The 14,404-nt window shown below is 70.8% G+C and carries 12 protein-coding genes and 1 riboswitch; of the genes, 7 read left to right on the plus strand and 5 right to left on the minus strand.

All coding sequences use genetic code 11. The annotated features are described in order from the left end of the window. Nucleotides 1-169 precede the first annotated feature (169 nt). Nucleotides 170-451: an HPr family phosphocarrier protein gene (locus tag K1J60_RS11620; RefSeq protein WP_013000229.1), complete on the plus strand. Its 282-nt coding sequence runs from the start codon at nucleotides 170-172 to the stop codon at nucleotides 449-451. 169 nt (nucleotides 452-620) lie between these two features. On the opposite strand, the gene K1J60_RS11625 is transcribed toward K1J60_RS11620, so the two are convergent. The 4 genes from K1J60_RS11625 to K1J60_RS11640 all read right to left on the minus strand — a co-directional run bounded on the left by K1J60_RS11625 (nucleotide 621) and on the right by K1J60_RS11640 (nucleotide 5,492). Beyond that, the gene (locus K1J60_RS11625; protein ID WP_220646161.1) at nucleotides 621-1,325 is read right to left on the minus strand and encodes a GntR family transcriptional regulator; all 705 of its coding nucleotides are present in this window, start codon (nucleotides 1,323-1,325) and stop codon (nucleotides 621-623) included. Between the two features lie 229 nt (nucleotides 1,326-1,554). Beyond that, entirely contained in the window at nucleotides 1,555-2,343 is a 789-nt protein-coding gene (locus K1J60_RS11630) for a M23 family metallopeptidase (protein WP_220646162.1), read from the minus strand. 13 nt (nucleotides 2,344-2,356) lie between these two features. Then, nucleotides 2,357-2,530, minus strand: a riboswitch (cyclic di-AMP (ydaO/yuaA leader). 203 nt (nucleotides 2,531-2,733) lie between these two features. Next, entirely contained in the window at nucleotides 2,734-4,122 is a 1,389-nt protein-coding gene (locus K1J60_RS11635; protein WP_220646163.1) for a M16 family metallopeptidase, read from the minus strand. Continuing rightward, nucleotides 4,119-5,492 (minus strand): M16 family metallopeptidase, encoded by a 1,374-nt coding sequence (locus K1J60_RS11640; protein ID WP_220646164.1) that lies wholly within the window; start codon nucleotides 5,490-5,492, stop codon nucleotides 4,119-4,121. Before K1J60_RS11640 ends, K1J60_RS11635 begins: the two co-directional genes overlap by 4 nt. A 381-nt stretch (nucleotides 5,493-5,873) precedes the next feature. On the opposite strand from K1J60_RS11640, the gene K1J60_RS11645 reads away from it, so the two are divergent. Next, complete coding sequence (locus K1J60_RS11645) at nucleotides 5,874-8,330, plus strand: DNA gyrase/topoisomerase IV subunit A (protein WP_220646165.1); 2,457 nt, start codon at nucleotides 5,874-5,876, stop codon at nucleotides 8,328-8,330. Nucleotides 8,331-8,363: 33 nt separating this feature from the next. Here the strand turns inward: K1J60_RS11645 and K1J60_RS11650 are convergent, their stop codons facing one another. Then, nucleotides 8,364-9,503 carry a CobW family GTP-binding protein gene (locus K1J60_RS11650; RefSeq protein ID WP_259407683.1) on the minus strand — a complete coding sequence of 380 codons (1,140 nt, stop codon included), beginning with the start codon at nucleotides 9,501-9,503 and terminating at the stop codon, nucleotides 8,364-8,366. A 299-nt stretch (nucleotides 9,504-9,802) separates the two neighbouring features. On the opposite strand from K1J60_RS11650, the gene K1J60_RS11655 reads away from it, so the two are divergent. The 5 genes from K1J60_RS11655 to K1J60_RS11675 all read left to right on the plus strand — a co-directional run bounded on the left by K1J60_RS11655 (nucleotide 9,803) and on the right by K1J60_RS11675 (nucleotide 14,339). After that, the gene (locus K1J60_RS11655) at nucleotides 9,803-10,351 is read left to right on the plus strand and encodes a DUF6082 family protein (RefSeq protein ID WP_220646166.1); all 549 of its coding nucleotides are present in this window, start codon (nucleotides 9,803-9,805) and stop codon (nucleotides 10,349-10,351) included. Between the two features lie 162 nt (nucleotides 10,352-10,513). Beyond that, entirely contained in the window at nucleotides 10,514-10,750 is a 237-nt protein-coding gene (locus tag K1J60_RS11660; RefSeq protein ID WP_033525166.1) for a hypothetical protein, read from the plus strand. A 146-nt stretch (nucleotides 10,751-10,896) separates the two neighbouring features. Continuing rightward, nucleotides 10,897-11,832, plus strand: a complete 936-nt coding sequence (locus tag K1J60_RS11665) for a sucrase ferredoxin (protein WP_220646167.1) — start codon at nucleotides 10,897-10,899, stop codon at nucleotides 11,830-11,832. A gap of 162 nt (nucleotides 11,833-11,994) precedes the next feature. Continuing rightward, nucleotides 11,995-13,662, plus strand: a complete 1,668-nt coding sequence (locus K1J60_RS11670) for an ATP-binding protein (protein WP_220646168.1) — start codon at nucleotides 11,995-11,997, stop codon at nucleotides 13,660-13,662. Continuing rightward, nucleotides 13,659-14,339, plus strand: coding sequence for a response regulator (locus tag K1J60_RS11675; RefSeq protein WP_220646169.1), 681 nt, complete (start codon nucleotides 13,659-13,661; stop codon nucleotides 14,337-14,339). The genes K1J60_RS11670 and K1J60_RS11675 overlap by 4 nt, the downstream gene beginning before the upstream one ends. The last annotated feature ends 65 nt before the right edge of the window (nucleotides 14,340-14,404 follow it).

The raw sequence follows: 14,404 nt of genomic DNA on the forward strand, positions 1-14,404 counted from the left end.
CGCGGGGCAGTCTGGGGGACGCACGACAGAAGCACAACAGAAGTGCGACAGCCGGTTCGCGGTCAGGCCGTGGGCCCGTTCCGGTACGTCGCCCCATATGGGAAACTGGTCTAGACAACCCGGTCTAGACCTCTCTGCAGCACCCGAGACACCTGAAGGGCAGCATCACATGGCTGAGCGCCGCGTCAACGTCGGCTGGGCCGAGGGCCTCCACGCCCGACCCGCATCCATCTTCGTCCGGGCCACCACGGCCTCCGGTATCCCCGTGACGATCGCCAAGGCCGACGGGAACCCCGTCAACGCGGCCTCCATGCTCGCGGTCCTGGGCCTCGGCGCCCAGGGCGGCGAGGAGATCGTGCTCGCCTCCGACGCCGAGGGCGCGGACGCCGCGCTCGACCGTCTGGCGAAGCTCGTCGCCGAGGGGCTCGAAGAACTCCCCGAGACGGTCTGAGCGACCGGGTAACCGAAGCGGAAAGGCCTGAAAAGCCGCCCCGCAGACACACCGAAGGGCTCGTCCGATTTATCGGGCGAGCCCTTCGCATTTCCGTCCGGTTTCCGTTCTGCGGGCAGCAGAAATAATGCCCTTCGGAATTCTTCCCTCTTTGTATACGGCGCCTGTGTTAATGCCGCAGGCTCGGCATGTTTACGGGGTGTTGCGAAGTCCTCACACGCTCCGGCCGCTCCGCCCCGCCGGCCCCGGCCGGAAATCGGAGCCGGTGCGCGGCGGTGGCCCGCTCGGTGTGCAGGGACGTGATCGCCCGGGCCCGGTCGCTGTCGCCGCGCGCGACCGCGTCCACGATGCCGCCGTGGTCCGCCCAGGACTCCACGGGGTCGGCCGGCGCCTCGACCGCGTACATCCAGGCGATCTTGTGCCGCAGCTGGGCGAGTGTCGAGGTCAGGGCGGGGCTGCCGGAGGCCTGCGCGAGCGTCTCGTGGAACCAGCCGCCCAGCGAGCGCAGATCCTCGCTGTTGCCCCTCCTGGCCCGCTCCTGGCCCAGCCTGACCAGGCCCCGCAACACCTTCAGGTGGGCCTCCGTACGCCGCTGCGCGGCGCGGGCGGCCCCCAGGGGCTCCAGCAGCATGCGCATCTCCAGCAGGTCGGCGGCCTCCTGCTCGGTCGGCTCGGCGACGCACGCGCCCGCGTGCCGACGGGTCACCACGAAGCCCTCGGCCTCCAGCGTGCGCAACGCCTCACGCACGGGCACCCGACTGACGCCGTAACGGCGGGCGAGCAGTTCCTCGGTGAGCCGGCTGCCGCGCTCGTAGACACCCGCGACGATGTCATCACGGATCGCCGTGCATACCGAGTGCGCCGGAATACGCATGACCGACCTCCGCCTTAATCCCCGTGAAACGTCGATGATTGACGTGTGTTCCAGCGACTCTATTGCAGAGAGCCGGAATTTCCGATGGCGGACCGGAATCCATGGATATTTTTTGGACAGGAGGTACGTCACAAGAGGTGCGTCGCAACAGGTTTGCGCAGCAGGTACGCACAACGAGGAAAGCCCCGGCTCGGTGAGCCGGGGCCTCCTGCGAAGCGTCGGAAGCGCGTCAGACGTTCACGCCGTGCGAGCGCAGGTACGCGGCGGGGTCGATGTCCGAGCCGTACTCGGCCGTCGTCCGGGCCTCGAAGTGCAGGTGGGCGCCGGTGACGTTGCCGGTCGCCCCGGAGAGGCCTATCTGCTGGCCGGGGGTGACCGTCTGGCCGACGGAGACGCCGATGGACGACAGGTGGCCGTACTGGGTGTACGTGCCGTCGTTCATCTTGATGACGATGTTGTTGCCGTAGGCGCCACCCCAGCCCGCCTCGACGACGGTGCCGGAGCCGACGGCGACGACGGCCGTACCGGACGCGGCGTGGAAGTCGACACCGGTGTGGCTGCCGGAGGACCAGACGGCGCCGCCGGTCTTATAGCCGGTGGAGATGTAGGAGCCGCTGATGGGGGCGACGTAGGCGTTGAGGCGCTCGCGCTCGGCCGCGCGGGCGGCGCGGGCCTTGATCTCCTCGCGCTCCTTGGCGGCGGCACGTTCCTGCTCGGCCTTCTCGGCGGCGGCCTTCCTGGCCTCCTCCTGCGCCTTCTTCTTGACGGCGGCCACCTCGGCGGCCTGCTGCTGGGCCACGGCCTGGGCGTCGACCTGGTCCGCGACCGTGTCGCCGAGGGTGATGATCTGGTTCAGGCCGGTCTGCTCGACGGCGGGCTCTTCCGCGGCGAGCGCGGGGCCGGCCAGAGTGCCGAGGACACCGGTGGTGGTGAGAGCGGCTACGCCCACGTTCCTCGTGGTCGTGCGCTGCACACGGCCGGGACGGCGGTGCTTCCCGGGGGCGCGGGTGAACGCCATGAAGTGGCTGGTCCTTTCCTTCCTTCTCGCCTACCGGGTTAGCTGACGGGTTCGGAGCAGGAAGGTCTCCTACGGCTACCCCTCGTTTCGCGTCGCTCCGCGAAGGGCACCCGATTCACCCCAGGGACTGTGATGGGTCCCCGGCTCCCCTGGCTCGCGCCATGCGGGGACTCGGCGATGACTGTCCGGTGCCGCGGCTGCGGCGAACTTCTGACGAACAGCCGGACCGACGCTAAGTGGGCCGTCTTCGAAATAACAAACGGATCACAGGATTTGTTGCGTACGCCACAGGTCAGACACGCAACCTCCGCCATCAATAGGGACAAACGGGGGCCCTGGTGACTCTTCCGTCACCAGGGCCCCACTGACACGCGTCCGTACGGTCAGCCCCTACTCGGCCGGGACGACGGTGACTTCGCCGATTCCGAGGGCCCTGACGGGCTCCTCGATCTGCGCGGCGTCCCCGACGAGGACGGTCACCAGACGGTCCACCGGGAAGGCGCTCACGGCCGCGGCGGTGGCCTCCACGGTGCCGGTGGCGGCGAGTTGGCGGTACAGCGTCGACTGGTAGTCGTCCGGCAGGTACTGCTCGACCTGGTCGGCCAGCGTGCTCGCCACGGCCGCGGCCGTCTCGAACTTGAGGGGGGCGACCCCGACGAGGTTCTGCACGGCGACGTCACGCTCGGCGTCGGTCAGGCCCTCGGCGGCGAGGGTGCGCAGCACCGTCCACAGGTCGTCGAGCGCCGGCCCGGTGTTGGGGGTGTCGACGGAGCCGCTGATGGCGAGCATCGCGATGCCCGAACCGTCGGGCGCGGCCCGCAAAACCTGGCCGAACGCCCGCACGCCGTAGGTGTAGCCCTTCTCCTCGCGCAGGACGCGGTCCAGGCGGGAGGTGAGGGTCCCGCCGAGGCAGTAGGTGCCGAGCACCTGGGCCGGCCACACGCGGTCGTGCCGGTCGGCGCCCACCCGGCCGATGAGCAACTGGGTCTGCACGGAACCGGGGCGGTCCACGATGATCACGCGGCCGGTGTCGTCCGCGCTCACCGACGGCACGGGGCGCGGCGCCGCCGAGGAGCCGGTCCAGGCGCCCAGGGTGTCGCCGAGCAGCGCGTCGAGGTCGACCCCCGTGAGGTCGCCGACGACCACGGCGGTGGCCGTCGCGGGGCGTACGTGCCGCTCGTAGAAGGCGCGTACGGCCGCGGAGTCGATGCCCTCGACGGTCTCCTCGGTGCCCTGGCGGGGCCGCGACATCCGGGAGGTGGCCGGGAACAGCTGCTTGGAGAGCTCCTTGGCGGCCCGGCGACCGGGATTGGCGGTCTCGTGCGGGATCTCGTCGAGCCGGTTGGCGACCAGCCGCTCGATCTCGGCGTCCTCGAAGGCGGGGGCCCGCAGGGCGTCGGCGAGCAGGCCGAGGGCCTTCTCCAGCCGCGACACCGGCACTTCGAGGGACAGGCGTACACCGGGGTGGTCGGCGTGCGAGTCGAGGGTGGCGCCGCAGCGCTCCAGCTCGGCGGCGAACTCCTCGGCCGTGTGCTTGTCGGTGCCCTCGGAGAAGGCCCTGGTCATGATGGTGGCGACGCCCTCGATGCCGGCGGGCTCGGCGTCCAGGGGCGCGTCGAGGAGCACCTCGACGGCGACGACCTGCTGGCCGGGGCGGTGGCAGCGCAGCACGGTCATGCCGTTGTCCAGGGTGCCGCGCTCGGGCGCCGGGAACGCCCAGGGCCTGGCCTCGCCGGCCTGGGGCTGCGGGTGGAAGTCCATGGTCGCGAGCTCGGTCACTTCGCCGACTCCTCGGTCTCGTCGGTGGTTTCGGCGGCCTCGGCCGCGGCGGTCTCCTCGTCGGCCTCTTCACCCGCGACGGGCTCGTAGACGAGCACCGCGCGGTTGTCGGGCCTCAGGCGGGCCTTGGCGATCTCCTGGACCTCGTCGGCCGTCACCTCCAGGACCCGGTCGACGGCCGTCAGGGCGAGTTTCGGGTCACCGAACAGCACCGCGTACCGGCACAGTTCGTCGGCGCGGCCCGCGACGGTGCCGAGCCGGTCCAGCCACTCGCGCTCCAACTGGGCCTGCGCCCGCTCCATCTCCTCCGCCGTGGGACCCTCCGCGGCGAACCGGGCGAGCTCCTCGTCGACGGCGGCCTCGATGACCGGCACCTCGACGTCACCGGAGGTCTTGACGTCCATCCACGCCATGGAGGGCGCGCCGGCCAGCCGCAGCAGGCCGAATCCGGCCGTCACGGCCGTACGGTCACGTCGTACGAGCCGGTTGTAGAGGCGGGACGACTCGCCGCCGCCGAGGATCGTGAGCGCCAGGTCGGCCGCGTCGCACGCGCGCGTGCCGTCCTCCGGCAGCCGGTAGGCGGCCATCAACGCGCGCGCGGGCACGTTCTCCTCGACGACCTCGCGCCGCTGCTCACCCATGACGTCCGGCAGCGAGCCGTCGCGGGGCGCGGGCTTGCCGTCGTAGGCGGGGATGGAGCCGAAGTACTTCTCCACCCACGCGAGGGTCTGCTCCGGGTCGATGTCGCCGACGATCGACAGGACGGCGTTGTTGGGCGCGTAGTACGTCCGGAAGAACTGCTGGGCGTCCTCCAGGCTCGCCGCCTCCAGGTCGTCCATCGAGCCGATCGGCGTGTGGCGGTAGGGGTGGCCCTCGGGGTAGGCCAGGCGGAAGATCTTCTCGAAGGCGGTGCCGTAGGGCACGTTGTCGTACCGCTGGCGGCGCTCGTTCTTGACGACGGCCCGCTGGTTGTCCAGGTTCTTCTGGTCGAGCGCGAGCAGCAGGCTGCCCATGCGGTCGGCCTCCAGCCACAGCGCCAGTTCCAGCTGGTGGGTGGGCATGGTCTCGAAGTAGTTGGTGCGCTCCCAGCTGGTGGTGCCGTTCAGCGAACCGCCGGCGCCCTGGACCAGCTCGAAGTGGCCGTTGTCCTTGACCTGGCCCGAGCCCTGGAACATCAGGTGCTCGAAGAGGTGGGCGAGGCCCGTACGGCCCTCGACCTCGTGGCGCGATCCGACGTCGTACCAGAGGCACACCGCGGCGACCGGGGTCAGGTGGTCCTCGGAGAGCACCACGCGCAGGCCGTTGTCCAGGCGGTGCTCCCTCACTGTCAGGCCTTCGGAGCCGGCCTCGGCTGTGGCCGTGTGACCCATGGGCGGTACGTCCCTTCGATCGCTGTGCTGTGGTCGCGGAATCCGTGGCGGTCGCCGTCGGGGAATCGCCGCGGAAACCGCTGTTTTCCTGCCGGTCCTGCCACTGTATGCAAGCGCGCGGACCCCTGGAGAAGTTCCCGGGGCTCGTACGCCGAGAGCGAGACGGGGGTTGCGTTCGACGGTCGCTGGTTAAAGTCGGCGCACGCTGTTGACGCGGCGGCTCGGGAGGCGAGCCCGGCGGTCGGTGCCGGGTCGTGTCGGGCTTGTCAGTGCGGCAGTCCACAATGGTGCGCGTCAGTTCCCGTTCACGTCTCGGTGAGAGTGAGCCGGACACGTGAGCGCCCCGTAGGTGAGCGACCAGAAAAAGAGGAGCCGGCAGCGATGGCCCGCCGCAGCACGAAGACCCCGCCGCCCGACGACGCGTTCGAGGAGCGGATCCTCGACATCGACGTCGTCGACGAGATGCAGGGCTCCTTCCTGGAGTACGCGTACTCGGTCATCTACTCCCGAGCCCTGCCGGACGCCCGTGACGGTCTGAAGCCGGTACACCGCCGGATCGTCTACCAGATGAACGAGATGGGCCTGCGCCCCGACCGCGGCTATGTGAAGTGTGCCCGCGTCGTCGGCGAGGTCATGGGTAAGTTGCACCCGCACGGCGACTCGTCGATCTACGACGCCCTGGTGCGCCTCGCCCAGCCCTTCTCCATGCGGCTCCCCCTGGTCGACGGCCACGGCAACTTCGGCTCGCTGGGCAACGACGACCCGCCGGCCGCCATGCGGTACACCGAGTGCCGGATGGCCGACGCGACGAGCCTGATGACGGAGTCGATCGACGAGAACACGGTCGACTTCGCGCCGAACTACGACGGCCAGGAGCAGGAGCCGGTGGCGCTGCCCGCCGCCTTCCCGAACCTGCTGGTCAACGGCGCGTCCGGCATCGCCGTCGGTATGGCGACCAACATGCCGCCGCACAACCTGAGCGAGGTCATCGCGGCCGCCCGCCACCTCATCAGGCACCCGAACGCCGACCTGGACACGCTGATGAAGCACGTCCCGGGCCCCGACCTGCCGACCGGCGGCCGGATCGTCGGCCTCTCCGGGATCAAGGACGCGTACGCCACGGGCCGCGGCACCTTCAAGATCCGCGCCACGGTGTCGGTGGACAACGTCACGGCTCGCCGCAAGGGCCTGATCGTCACGGAACTGCCGTTCACCGTCGGCCCGGAGAAGGTGATCGCCAAGATCAAGGACCTGGTCGGCGCGAAGAAGCTGCAGGGCATCGCCGACGTCAAGGACCTCACCGACCGCGCGCACGGCCTGCGCCTGGTCATCGAGATCAAGAACGGCTTCGTGCCGGAGGCCGTCCTGGAGCAGCTGTACAAGCTCACGCCGATGGAGGAGTCCTTCGGCATCAACAACGTGGCCCTGGTCGACGGCCAGCCCCTCACCCTGGGCCTCAAGGAACTGCTGGAGGTCTACCTCGACCACCGCTTCGAGGTCGTCCGGCGCCGCTCGGAGTTCCGCCGCGGCAAGAAGCGCGACCGGCTCCACCTGGTCGAGGGCCTGCTCACCGCGCTGGTGGACATCGACGAGGTCATCCGTCTGATCCGCTCCAGCGACAACTCCGCGCAGGCCAAGGAGCGCCTGATCGAGCGCTTCTCCCTGTCGGACATCCAGACGCAGTACATCCTCGACACGCCGCTGCGCCGCCTCACCCGGTTCGACCGCATCGAGCTGGAGTCCGAGAAGGACAGGCTCAACGCCGAGATCACCGAGCTGACCCGGATCCTGGAGTCGGACGCGGAGCTGCGCAAGCTGGTCTCCGGCGAACTGGCCGCAGTGGCGAAGAAGTTCGGCACCGAGCGCCGTACGGTCCTGCTGGAGTCCTCGGGCAGCCCGGTGGCGGCCGTTCCGCTCCAGGTCGCCGACGACCCGTGCCGGGTTCTGCTGTCGTCCACGGGGCTGCTGGCCCGTACGGCCAACGGGGAGCCCTTCGCGGCGGACGCGGACGCCAAGCGCGTCAAGCACGACGTCATCGTCTCCGCGGTCCCCGCGACGGCCCGGGGCGAGGTGGGCGCGGTGACCTCGACCGGCCGCCTGCTGCGCCTGAACGTGGTCGATCTGCCGCAGCTGCCGGACACGGCGGCGGCCCCCAACCTCTCGGGCGGCGCCCCGCTCGCGGAGTTCCTCTCCCTCCAGGACGGCGAGACGGCCATCTGCCTGATGACGCTCGACGAGTCGTCGCCCGGGCTGGCCATCGGCACCGAGCAGGGCGTCGTCAAGCGCGTGGTCCCCGACTACCCGTCCAACAAGGAGGAGCTGGAGGTCATCACGCTCAAGGAGGGCGACCGGATCGTCGGCGCGGTCGAGCTGCGCACCGGCGAGGAGGACCTGGTCTTCATCACGGACGACGCCCAGCTGCTGCGCTACCAGGCCGCTCAGGTCCGCCCGCAGGGCCGTCCGGCCGGTGGTATGACGGGCATCAAGCTCACCGAGGGCGCGAAGGTCATCTCCTTCACGGCCGTCGACCCGGCCGTGGACGCGGTGGTGTTCACCGTCGCCGGTTCCCGGGGCACCCTGGACGACTCCGTGCAGACCACGGCCAAGCTGACCCCGTTCGACCAGTACCCCCGCAAGGGCCGCGCCACGGGCGGTGTCCGCTGCCAGCGGTTCCTCAAGGGCGAGGACTGCCTGTCCGTCGCCTGGGCGGGACCGGCTCCGGCCCGCGCCGCGCAGAAGAACGGCATGCCGGCGGACCTCCCGGAGATGGACCCGCGCCGCGACGGCTCGGGTGTGTCCCTGGGCAAGACGGTGTCGTCGGTGGCGGGACCTGTGTGAGCGGGAGTCCGAGGGGTCGGTGAGCGGGGCCCCTCACAGGGTGTCGTAGGAGGCCTCGGGTTCCTCGGCCTCCGCCTCCCGTACGTAGCGAAGGACGCCCCACATGCCGTGCTCGTCGGTGTGCGGGGCGTCCTTCGTGCTCCTGCACGCCTCCAACGCCTTGGTCAGGGCCGGGGCGTCGATTCCGGCCCCGATGAGCACGAGCTGACTGACCCGGCTGTCGTCGCCGCCCCCGTCCCCGTCCGCCCAGGGCTCGGGGTAGAACCGCAGGAACCGCCCGACGGCGTGCACGGCGTAGCGGTTCACGGGGTCGTACGGCCCGAAGTCCACGTAGCCCTTGATGCGGTAGAGCCCCTCGGCCCTCCCGTCCAGGAACTCCATGAGCCGCCGGGGATCGATCGGCGCGTCGGAGACGAAGGCGACGCTGTCGTAGCCGGTGTGCAGGTGCCCACCGTGATCGTCCCCCTCCGCCCCGGGGTGCCCGTCGTGGTCGTGCCGGTGCAGGTCGTCGAAGGAGAGCTGGCCGATGCGCTCCTCGGAGGGCCTGCAGTCGAAAAGGAACTCGGGGTCGATACGCCCGTAGGTCGCGGGTACGACCGCCGCACGGTCACTGAGCGAGCGGACGAGCGCCAGGATTCCCGTCCGGTCCTCGGCCCGGTCGAGCTTGTTGACGACCACGAGGTCGGCGAGGGCGAGATGGCGGTCGATCTCGGGATGCCGCTGCCGGGTCTGCGCGAACTCGGCCGCGTCGACGACCTCGACGAGCCCGCCGTACACCACCCGGGGGTTCTCGCTGGCGAGCACCATCCGCACGAGTTCCTGCGGCTCGGCGAGCCCGCTCGCCTCGATGACGATGACGTCGATCCCGGCGGCGGGATCGGCGAGGCGCTCCAGATACTGATCCAGTTCCCCGACGTCGACGGCACAGCACAGGCATCCGTTGCCCAGTGACACGGTGGAATCCCCGAGCGCCCCGGCCACGGCCATCGCGTCGATCTCGATCGCGCCGAAGTCGTTGACCACGGCGCCGATACGGCTGCCGCCGCTGCGGTGGAGCAGGTGATTCAGCAGGGTGGTCTTGCCGGATCCGAGGAACCCGGCGAGGACGACCACAGGGATCTGGGGCGCATGCCGTGGACTCGGTTCCAGGCCCCGGCTCGACGACTGACTCAACACGCGTCCTCACTCACCCCGTTGCTCTCCCGCGTCGATCGAATGCCGCACCAGGATACGAGGGGTGCCACACCCCGCCGAGGGAGAGATTGTCAGCGGCGCCCGTGGGGCACACGATGGGCATGGCGCCGGGTCACGCGACCCACGCATCCTTCCGTGCGCCTCCTCTCCGCCTCCCGGTGGACGGGCGCCTCTCGGCGACACTGGGAGACGGCAAGCGCCGCCCACCGCTCGCCGGTCCCCGACCTGTCGACCCACACCCGACGACCGGCGGACGGCCGCCTGAATCGGGGATTGACATGGCCACACAGAATCATGGGGCGCGGGGACTCGGCCCCGCCGCGGCAGCGGGTCTCGCCTTCGCGGTGGGAGCGCTGGGCGCGTTCGTCATGGAGCGGCGCATCAGCGTCCTGCTCCGGCGCCTGGAAAGGCTGGAACGCGAGACGGAACAGCGCACGGCACTGACCGCCTACCAGCGGCACAACTTCGACCTGGTCATGAAGGCGGCCTCGGACCCTACCCTGCTGCCCGTACTGAACGCCTACGAAGAGGAACTGTCCACGGACCGGCAACGGCAGTACCTCTTCGCCAACCTGCTGTACACCCATGTCCTCCAGGGGTACCGGGTGGGCGTCTTCAGCCGGGCCGAGCTGTACGGGCACCTCCGCGGCATCTTCCAGAGCACCCTGATGCGGGACTACTGGGCCGCCACGCGCCACCACCGGTCAAGCCTGAAGGAGGGCTCGGAGGAATCGGAGATCGGCAGGATGGTGGACGCGTTGATCAACGACCTGGAGGAGGCGAGCACGGACGAGTGGTGGGTCGTGGGCGAACCTCCCGCCGAATGAGGGCGGGGCCTGTCCTCACTCCCCACGGCGCTCGCTTCGTGCAGCGCGACCCCCGCCTCCCGCTTCACTCCATCGCGCCTTCGACGCATACGCATCAACCAGGTTCATGAGGCAAAGTTGTCCCCGCTCACATCACTACTCATGACCCAAGGATCGAACCCGTTGAAAATCGTGCGCCGCATCGGTGCCTCGCCCCGCGAGAGGGGCAGCGCCGCGGGGCAGACGTGCCCAGACATCTTCGAACTGCAAGACGGCAACTTCGCAGTAATCGGGACAGATCGGACAGAGAAACTCGACCCCGAGCTTCCCGCCGACGCCTCGCGCGCTGACTACGAGAGGATCGTGGTCATCAGCCGCGAGACTCTCATCCGGGCAAAGTCGGACATCCCCGACGCCTGATCCTGAACAGGGGCTCGCCTGCACTACAGCGCGGGCCCCTCGCGCCGCCGCCCCGCACCGCCGCCCCGCGACATCCAGCCGCACCCCCGCCCCCCTTCGGCCCAGCCGGAATCCGGTCGCGAGGAAGTCAGGTTAGGCTCACCTCTGTGAGTACGTGCACATCCGCGTCCCGACACCTCGACGAGCCTCTCGCGGGGACCGCCGCCACGGCGAGGACATGGCTGCTGCTGGAACAGCCGGGCCCCTGGGGCGTCAAAGCGCTCACCTCGAGCCACCTCGACCCCGTGCTCGGCCGCGCCCTGGAAGCCGCGGCGGAGGGCACCGGCGTCCGCGTGGCGCTCATCCGGCGCCCCGGCCGCCACGCGGACTGCCGCGAGGTCCGCGAGCGCCAGGTGTACGTGGCCCACACCGCTCCCGGCAACGTCTGGCTGCACAGTGCCGCGACGTCCGAGCCCGAGCGGCTGCTCGACCTCGATCTTGCCGCGCTCGGCCGGGGCGATCACCACACCTTCGGGACGGTTCTGCGGGGGCGGCCCCACACCGGTGACCCGCTCGCGCTCGTCTGCACCAACGGCAAGCGCGACCGCTGCTGCGCGGTCCTCGGCCGCCCGCTCGCCGCCGAACTGGCCGCCTCCGGGGTCGAGGGGACCTGGGAAGTCACCCATCTGGGTGGTCACCGCTTCTCCCCGACTCTCCTCGTGCTGCCCTTCGGATACGTGTACGGCCGCGCCGAGGCCCACCACGTCAAGGAGGTCCTGCAAGGCGTACGGGAAGGCCGTGTCGTCGCCGAGGGGTGCCGCGGAAGTTCCGCCTGGGAACGCCCCGGGCAGGCTGCCGAGCTGGCGGTGCGCACGACGTCCGGCGAGGACACCGCCGGCGCCCTGACCGTGGTCCGCACGGACGGCGCGGCTCCCCGCTGGGACGTCGTCGTCGCCCACACCGACGGCCGCCGCTGGACCGTCGCCGTCGCCCAGGGCACCGCCGAGCCGCCCCGCCGGGAGAGCTGCGGTTCCGCGCTGGGCTCCCCGACGAGGATGGACGTGCTGGCCGTACGCCGGCTGACGCCCACGGCCGCGCGCTAGCCACCGGACGGCCCCGGCCGCAGGCCTGCGGCCGGGGCCGTCCGAGGAACCGCCACCCCCACCGAATCGCGACGGCTGTGCCGTCGTGCAAACACCGGGCGGCTGAGATACGCGCCACACCCCACTACGACCGGCCCACCCCGTCCACGTACCGTCATGGGTATGAGCCCCACTCCCCCCGCACGCCGTCTGCGCCTCGGTATGCCGCGGCGGGTGTTCTCGCAGGTCCTGCTGATGCAGGTGGCGATCGCCGCCGGTGTCGCCGTCCTCGCGACCGGGCTGTTCCTCGCACCGCTCAGCGATCAGCTGGACGACCAGGCGATGCGCCGGGCCCTCGCCATAGCGCAGACCACGGCGGCCCAGCCGCAGGTCGCGGAGGACCTGGTCTCGACACGGCCGTCCGTCAACGGCCCCGTCCAGGTCGAGGCGGAACGGATCCGGAAGGCCAGCGGGGCCGAGTACGTGGTCGTGATGGACCGCGACGGGGTGCGCTGGTCGCACCCCGATCCGGCGGAGATCGGCGGGCTCGTCTCCACCGACCCGCGCCGCGCCCTGGCCGGCAACGAGGTCATGGAGATCGACTCGGGCACCCTCGGGCGCTCGGCCCGGGGCAAGGTGCCGCTGCGCGACACCGACGGGAAGATCGTCGGCGCCGTTTCGGTGGGGATCGAGTACGACAGCGTGCGTGCCCGGCTGATCCACGCGATCCCCGGCCTCCTGGCGTACGCCGGCGGCGCTATGGCGGTCGGGGCTCTGGCCGCGTATCTGATCTCCCGGCGGGTTCATCGCCAGACCCGCGACCTGGCCTTCTCCGACATCGCGGGGTTGTTGGCGGAGCGCGAGGCGATGCTGCACGGCATCCGGGAGGGCGTGGTCGCGCTGGACCGCGCCGGGCACGTGCGCCTCCTCAACGACGAGGCACGGCGGCTGCTCGGGATCGGTGACGAGGCGGTCGGCAGGTCGCTCGACGACGCGCTCGGCCCCGGCCGTACGACCGATGTGCTGGCCGGCCGGGTCACGGGCACCGATCTGCTGACCGTGCGCGGCCACCGGGTGCTGGTCGCCAACCGGATGCCCACGGACGACGGGGGCGCCGTCGCCACCCTCCGCGACCGCACCGAGTTGGAGCAGCTGGGCCGTGAACTCGACTCCACGCGCGGTCTGACGGACGCCCTGCGCGCCCAGGACCACGAGCACGCCAACCGGATGCACACGCTCCTCGGGCTCCTCGAACTGGAGCTGTACGACGAGGCCGTGGAGTTCGTCGGCGAGGTGGTCGGCGACCACCGGGCGACCGCCGAGCAGGTCACCGAGAAGATCCACGATCCTCTGCTGGCCGCGGTACTGGTCGGCAAGGCGACCGTCGCGGCCGAGCGCGGAGTGGCCCTGTCGGTCGCGGGCGGCACCCTGCTGCCGGACCGGTTGATCGATCCCCGAGGACTGGTCACCGTCGTCGGCAACCTCGTCGACAACGCCCTGGACGCCGTCGCGGGCACACCCCACGCGCGCGTGGAGGTCGATCTGCGCGCCGAGGGCCGTACGGCGATCCTCCGGGTCCGGGACACGGGCCCCGGAGTCCCACCCGACAAACGGGAGTTGATCTTCACGGACGGCTGGTCCACCAAGACGCGCCCGGCCCATCGCGAACGCGGCATCGGGCTCTCCCTGGTGCGCCGGCTCGCCGAGCGACAGGGAGGCAGCGCCCAGGTCGGCGAGGCGGCGGGCGGGGGCGCCGAGTTCACCGTCGTCCTGCCCGACGCACTCGCCGAACCGGGTCCGCAGCAGGAAACCGAAGCCGCCGTCACTGTCGCCGACAAGGAGTCGCGATGATCGAGGTCCTGATCGTGGACGACGACATCAGAGTCGCCCGCGTCAACGCCGCCTACGTGGAGAAGGTCGCCGGTTTCCACGTCGCCGGTGTGGCCCACAACGCGGCGGAGGCGTTGCACCTGCTGGAGACGCTGCCCCACGTGGACCTGGTCCTCCTGGACCACTATCTGCCGGACGACACCGGCCTCGTGGTCGTCCAGGAGATGCGTCGTCGGGGTCATGAGACCGACGTCATCATGGTGACGGCGGCCCGTGACGTCTCGACCGTCCAGGCCGCGATGCGCCAGGGCGCGCTCCAGTACCTGGTGAAGCCGTTCGCGTTCGCCGGGCTGCGGGCGAAGCTGGAGGCGTACGCGGAGCTGCGGCGCACCCTGGACGGCGGCGGTGAGGCCGAACAGGCCGAGGTCGACCGGATCTTCGGCGCACTCTCGGCGGGCGGCGAGCCGGACCTGCCCAAGGGGCACTCCCCCACGACCACCGAGCTCGTGCGCCGTGCCCTGATGACCGCCGAGGGGGCGTTGTCCGCCCAGGAGATCGCCGAGCGGACGGGCCTGAGCCGCCAGACCGCCCAGCGCTATCTGAAGCTCCTGGAACGCACGGGACGGGCCCGGCTGACCCTCAAGTACGGCGACGCCGGCCGCCCGGAACACCGCTACGAGTGGGCGACCCGCTCCTGAGGGACCTCCAGGGTGCGCATGCGCTCTGGCGAACCCGCAAGGTGAGCAAGCAGGTCTGGGGCGCC

It is taken from the genome of Streptomyces akebiae (assembly GCF_019599145.1).
Lineage (GTDB): Bacteria > Actinomycetota > Actinomycetes > Streptomycetales > Streptomycetaceae > Streptomyces > Streptomyces akebiae.

What these genes read in the sequence shown, in the direction of transcription:
- K1J60_RS11620 (WP_013000229.1), top strand. Translation starts at nt 170, where the DNA reads ATGGCTGAGCGCCGCGTCAACGTCGGCTGGGCCGAGGGCCTCCACGCC.
- K1J60_RS11625 (WP_220646161.1), bottom strand. Translation starts at nt 1,325, where the DNA reads ATGCGTATTCCGGCGCACTCGGTATGCACGGCGATCCGTGATGACATC.
- K1J60_RS11630 (WP_220646162.1), bottom strand. Translation starts at nt 2,343, where the DNA reads ATGGCGTTCACCCGCGCCCCCGGGAAGCACCGCCGTCCCGGCCGTGTG.
- K1J60_RS11640 (WP_220646164.1), bottom strand. Translation starts at nt 5,492, where the DNA reads ATGGGTCACACGGCCACAGCCGAGGCCGGCTCCGAAGGCCTGACAGTG.
- K1J60_RS11645 (WP_220646165.1), top strand. Translation starts at nt 5,874, where the DNA reads ATGGCCCGCCGCAGCACGAAGACCCCGCCGCCCGACGACGCGTTCGAG.
- K1J60_RS11655 (WP_220646166.1), top strand. Translation starts at nt 9,803, where the DNA reads ATGGCCACACAGAATCATGGGGCGCGGGGACTCGGCCCCGCCGCGGCA.
- K1J60_RS11670 (WP_220646168.1), top strand. Translation starts at nt 11,995, where the DNA reads ATGAGCCCCACTCCCCCCGCACGCCGTCTGCGCCTCGGTATGCCGCGG.
- K1J60_RS11675 (WP_220646169.1), top strand. Translation starts at nt 13,659, where the DNA reads ATGATCGAGGTCCTGATCGTGGACGACGACATCAGAGTCGCCCGCGTC.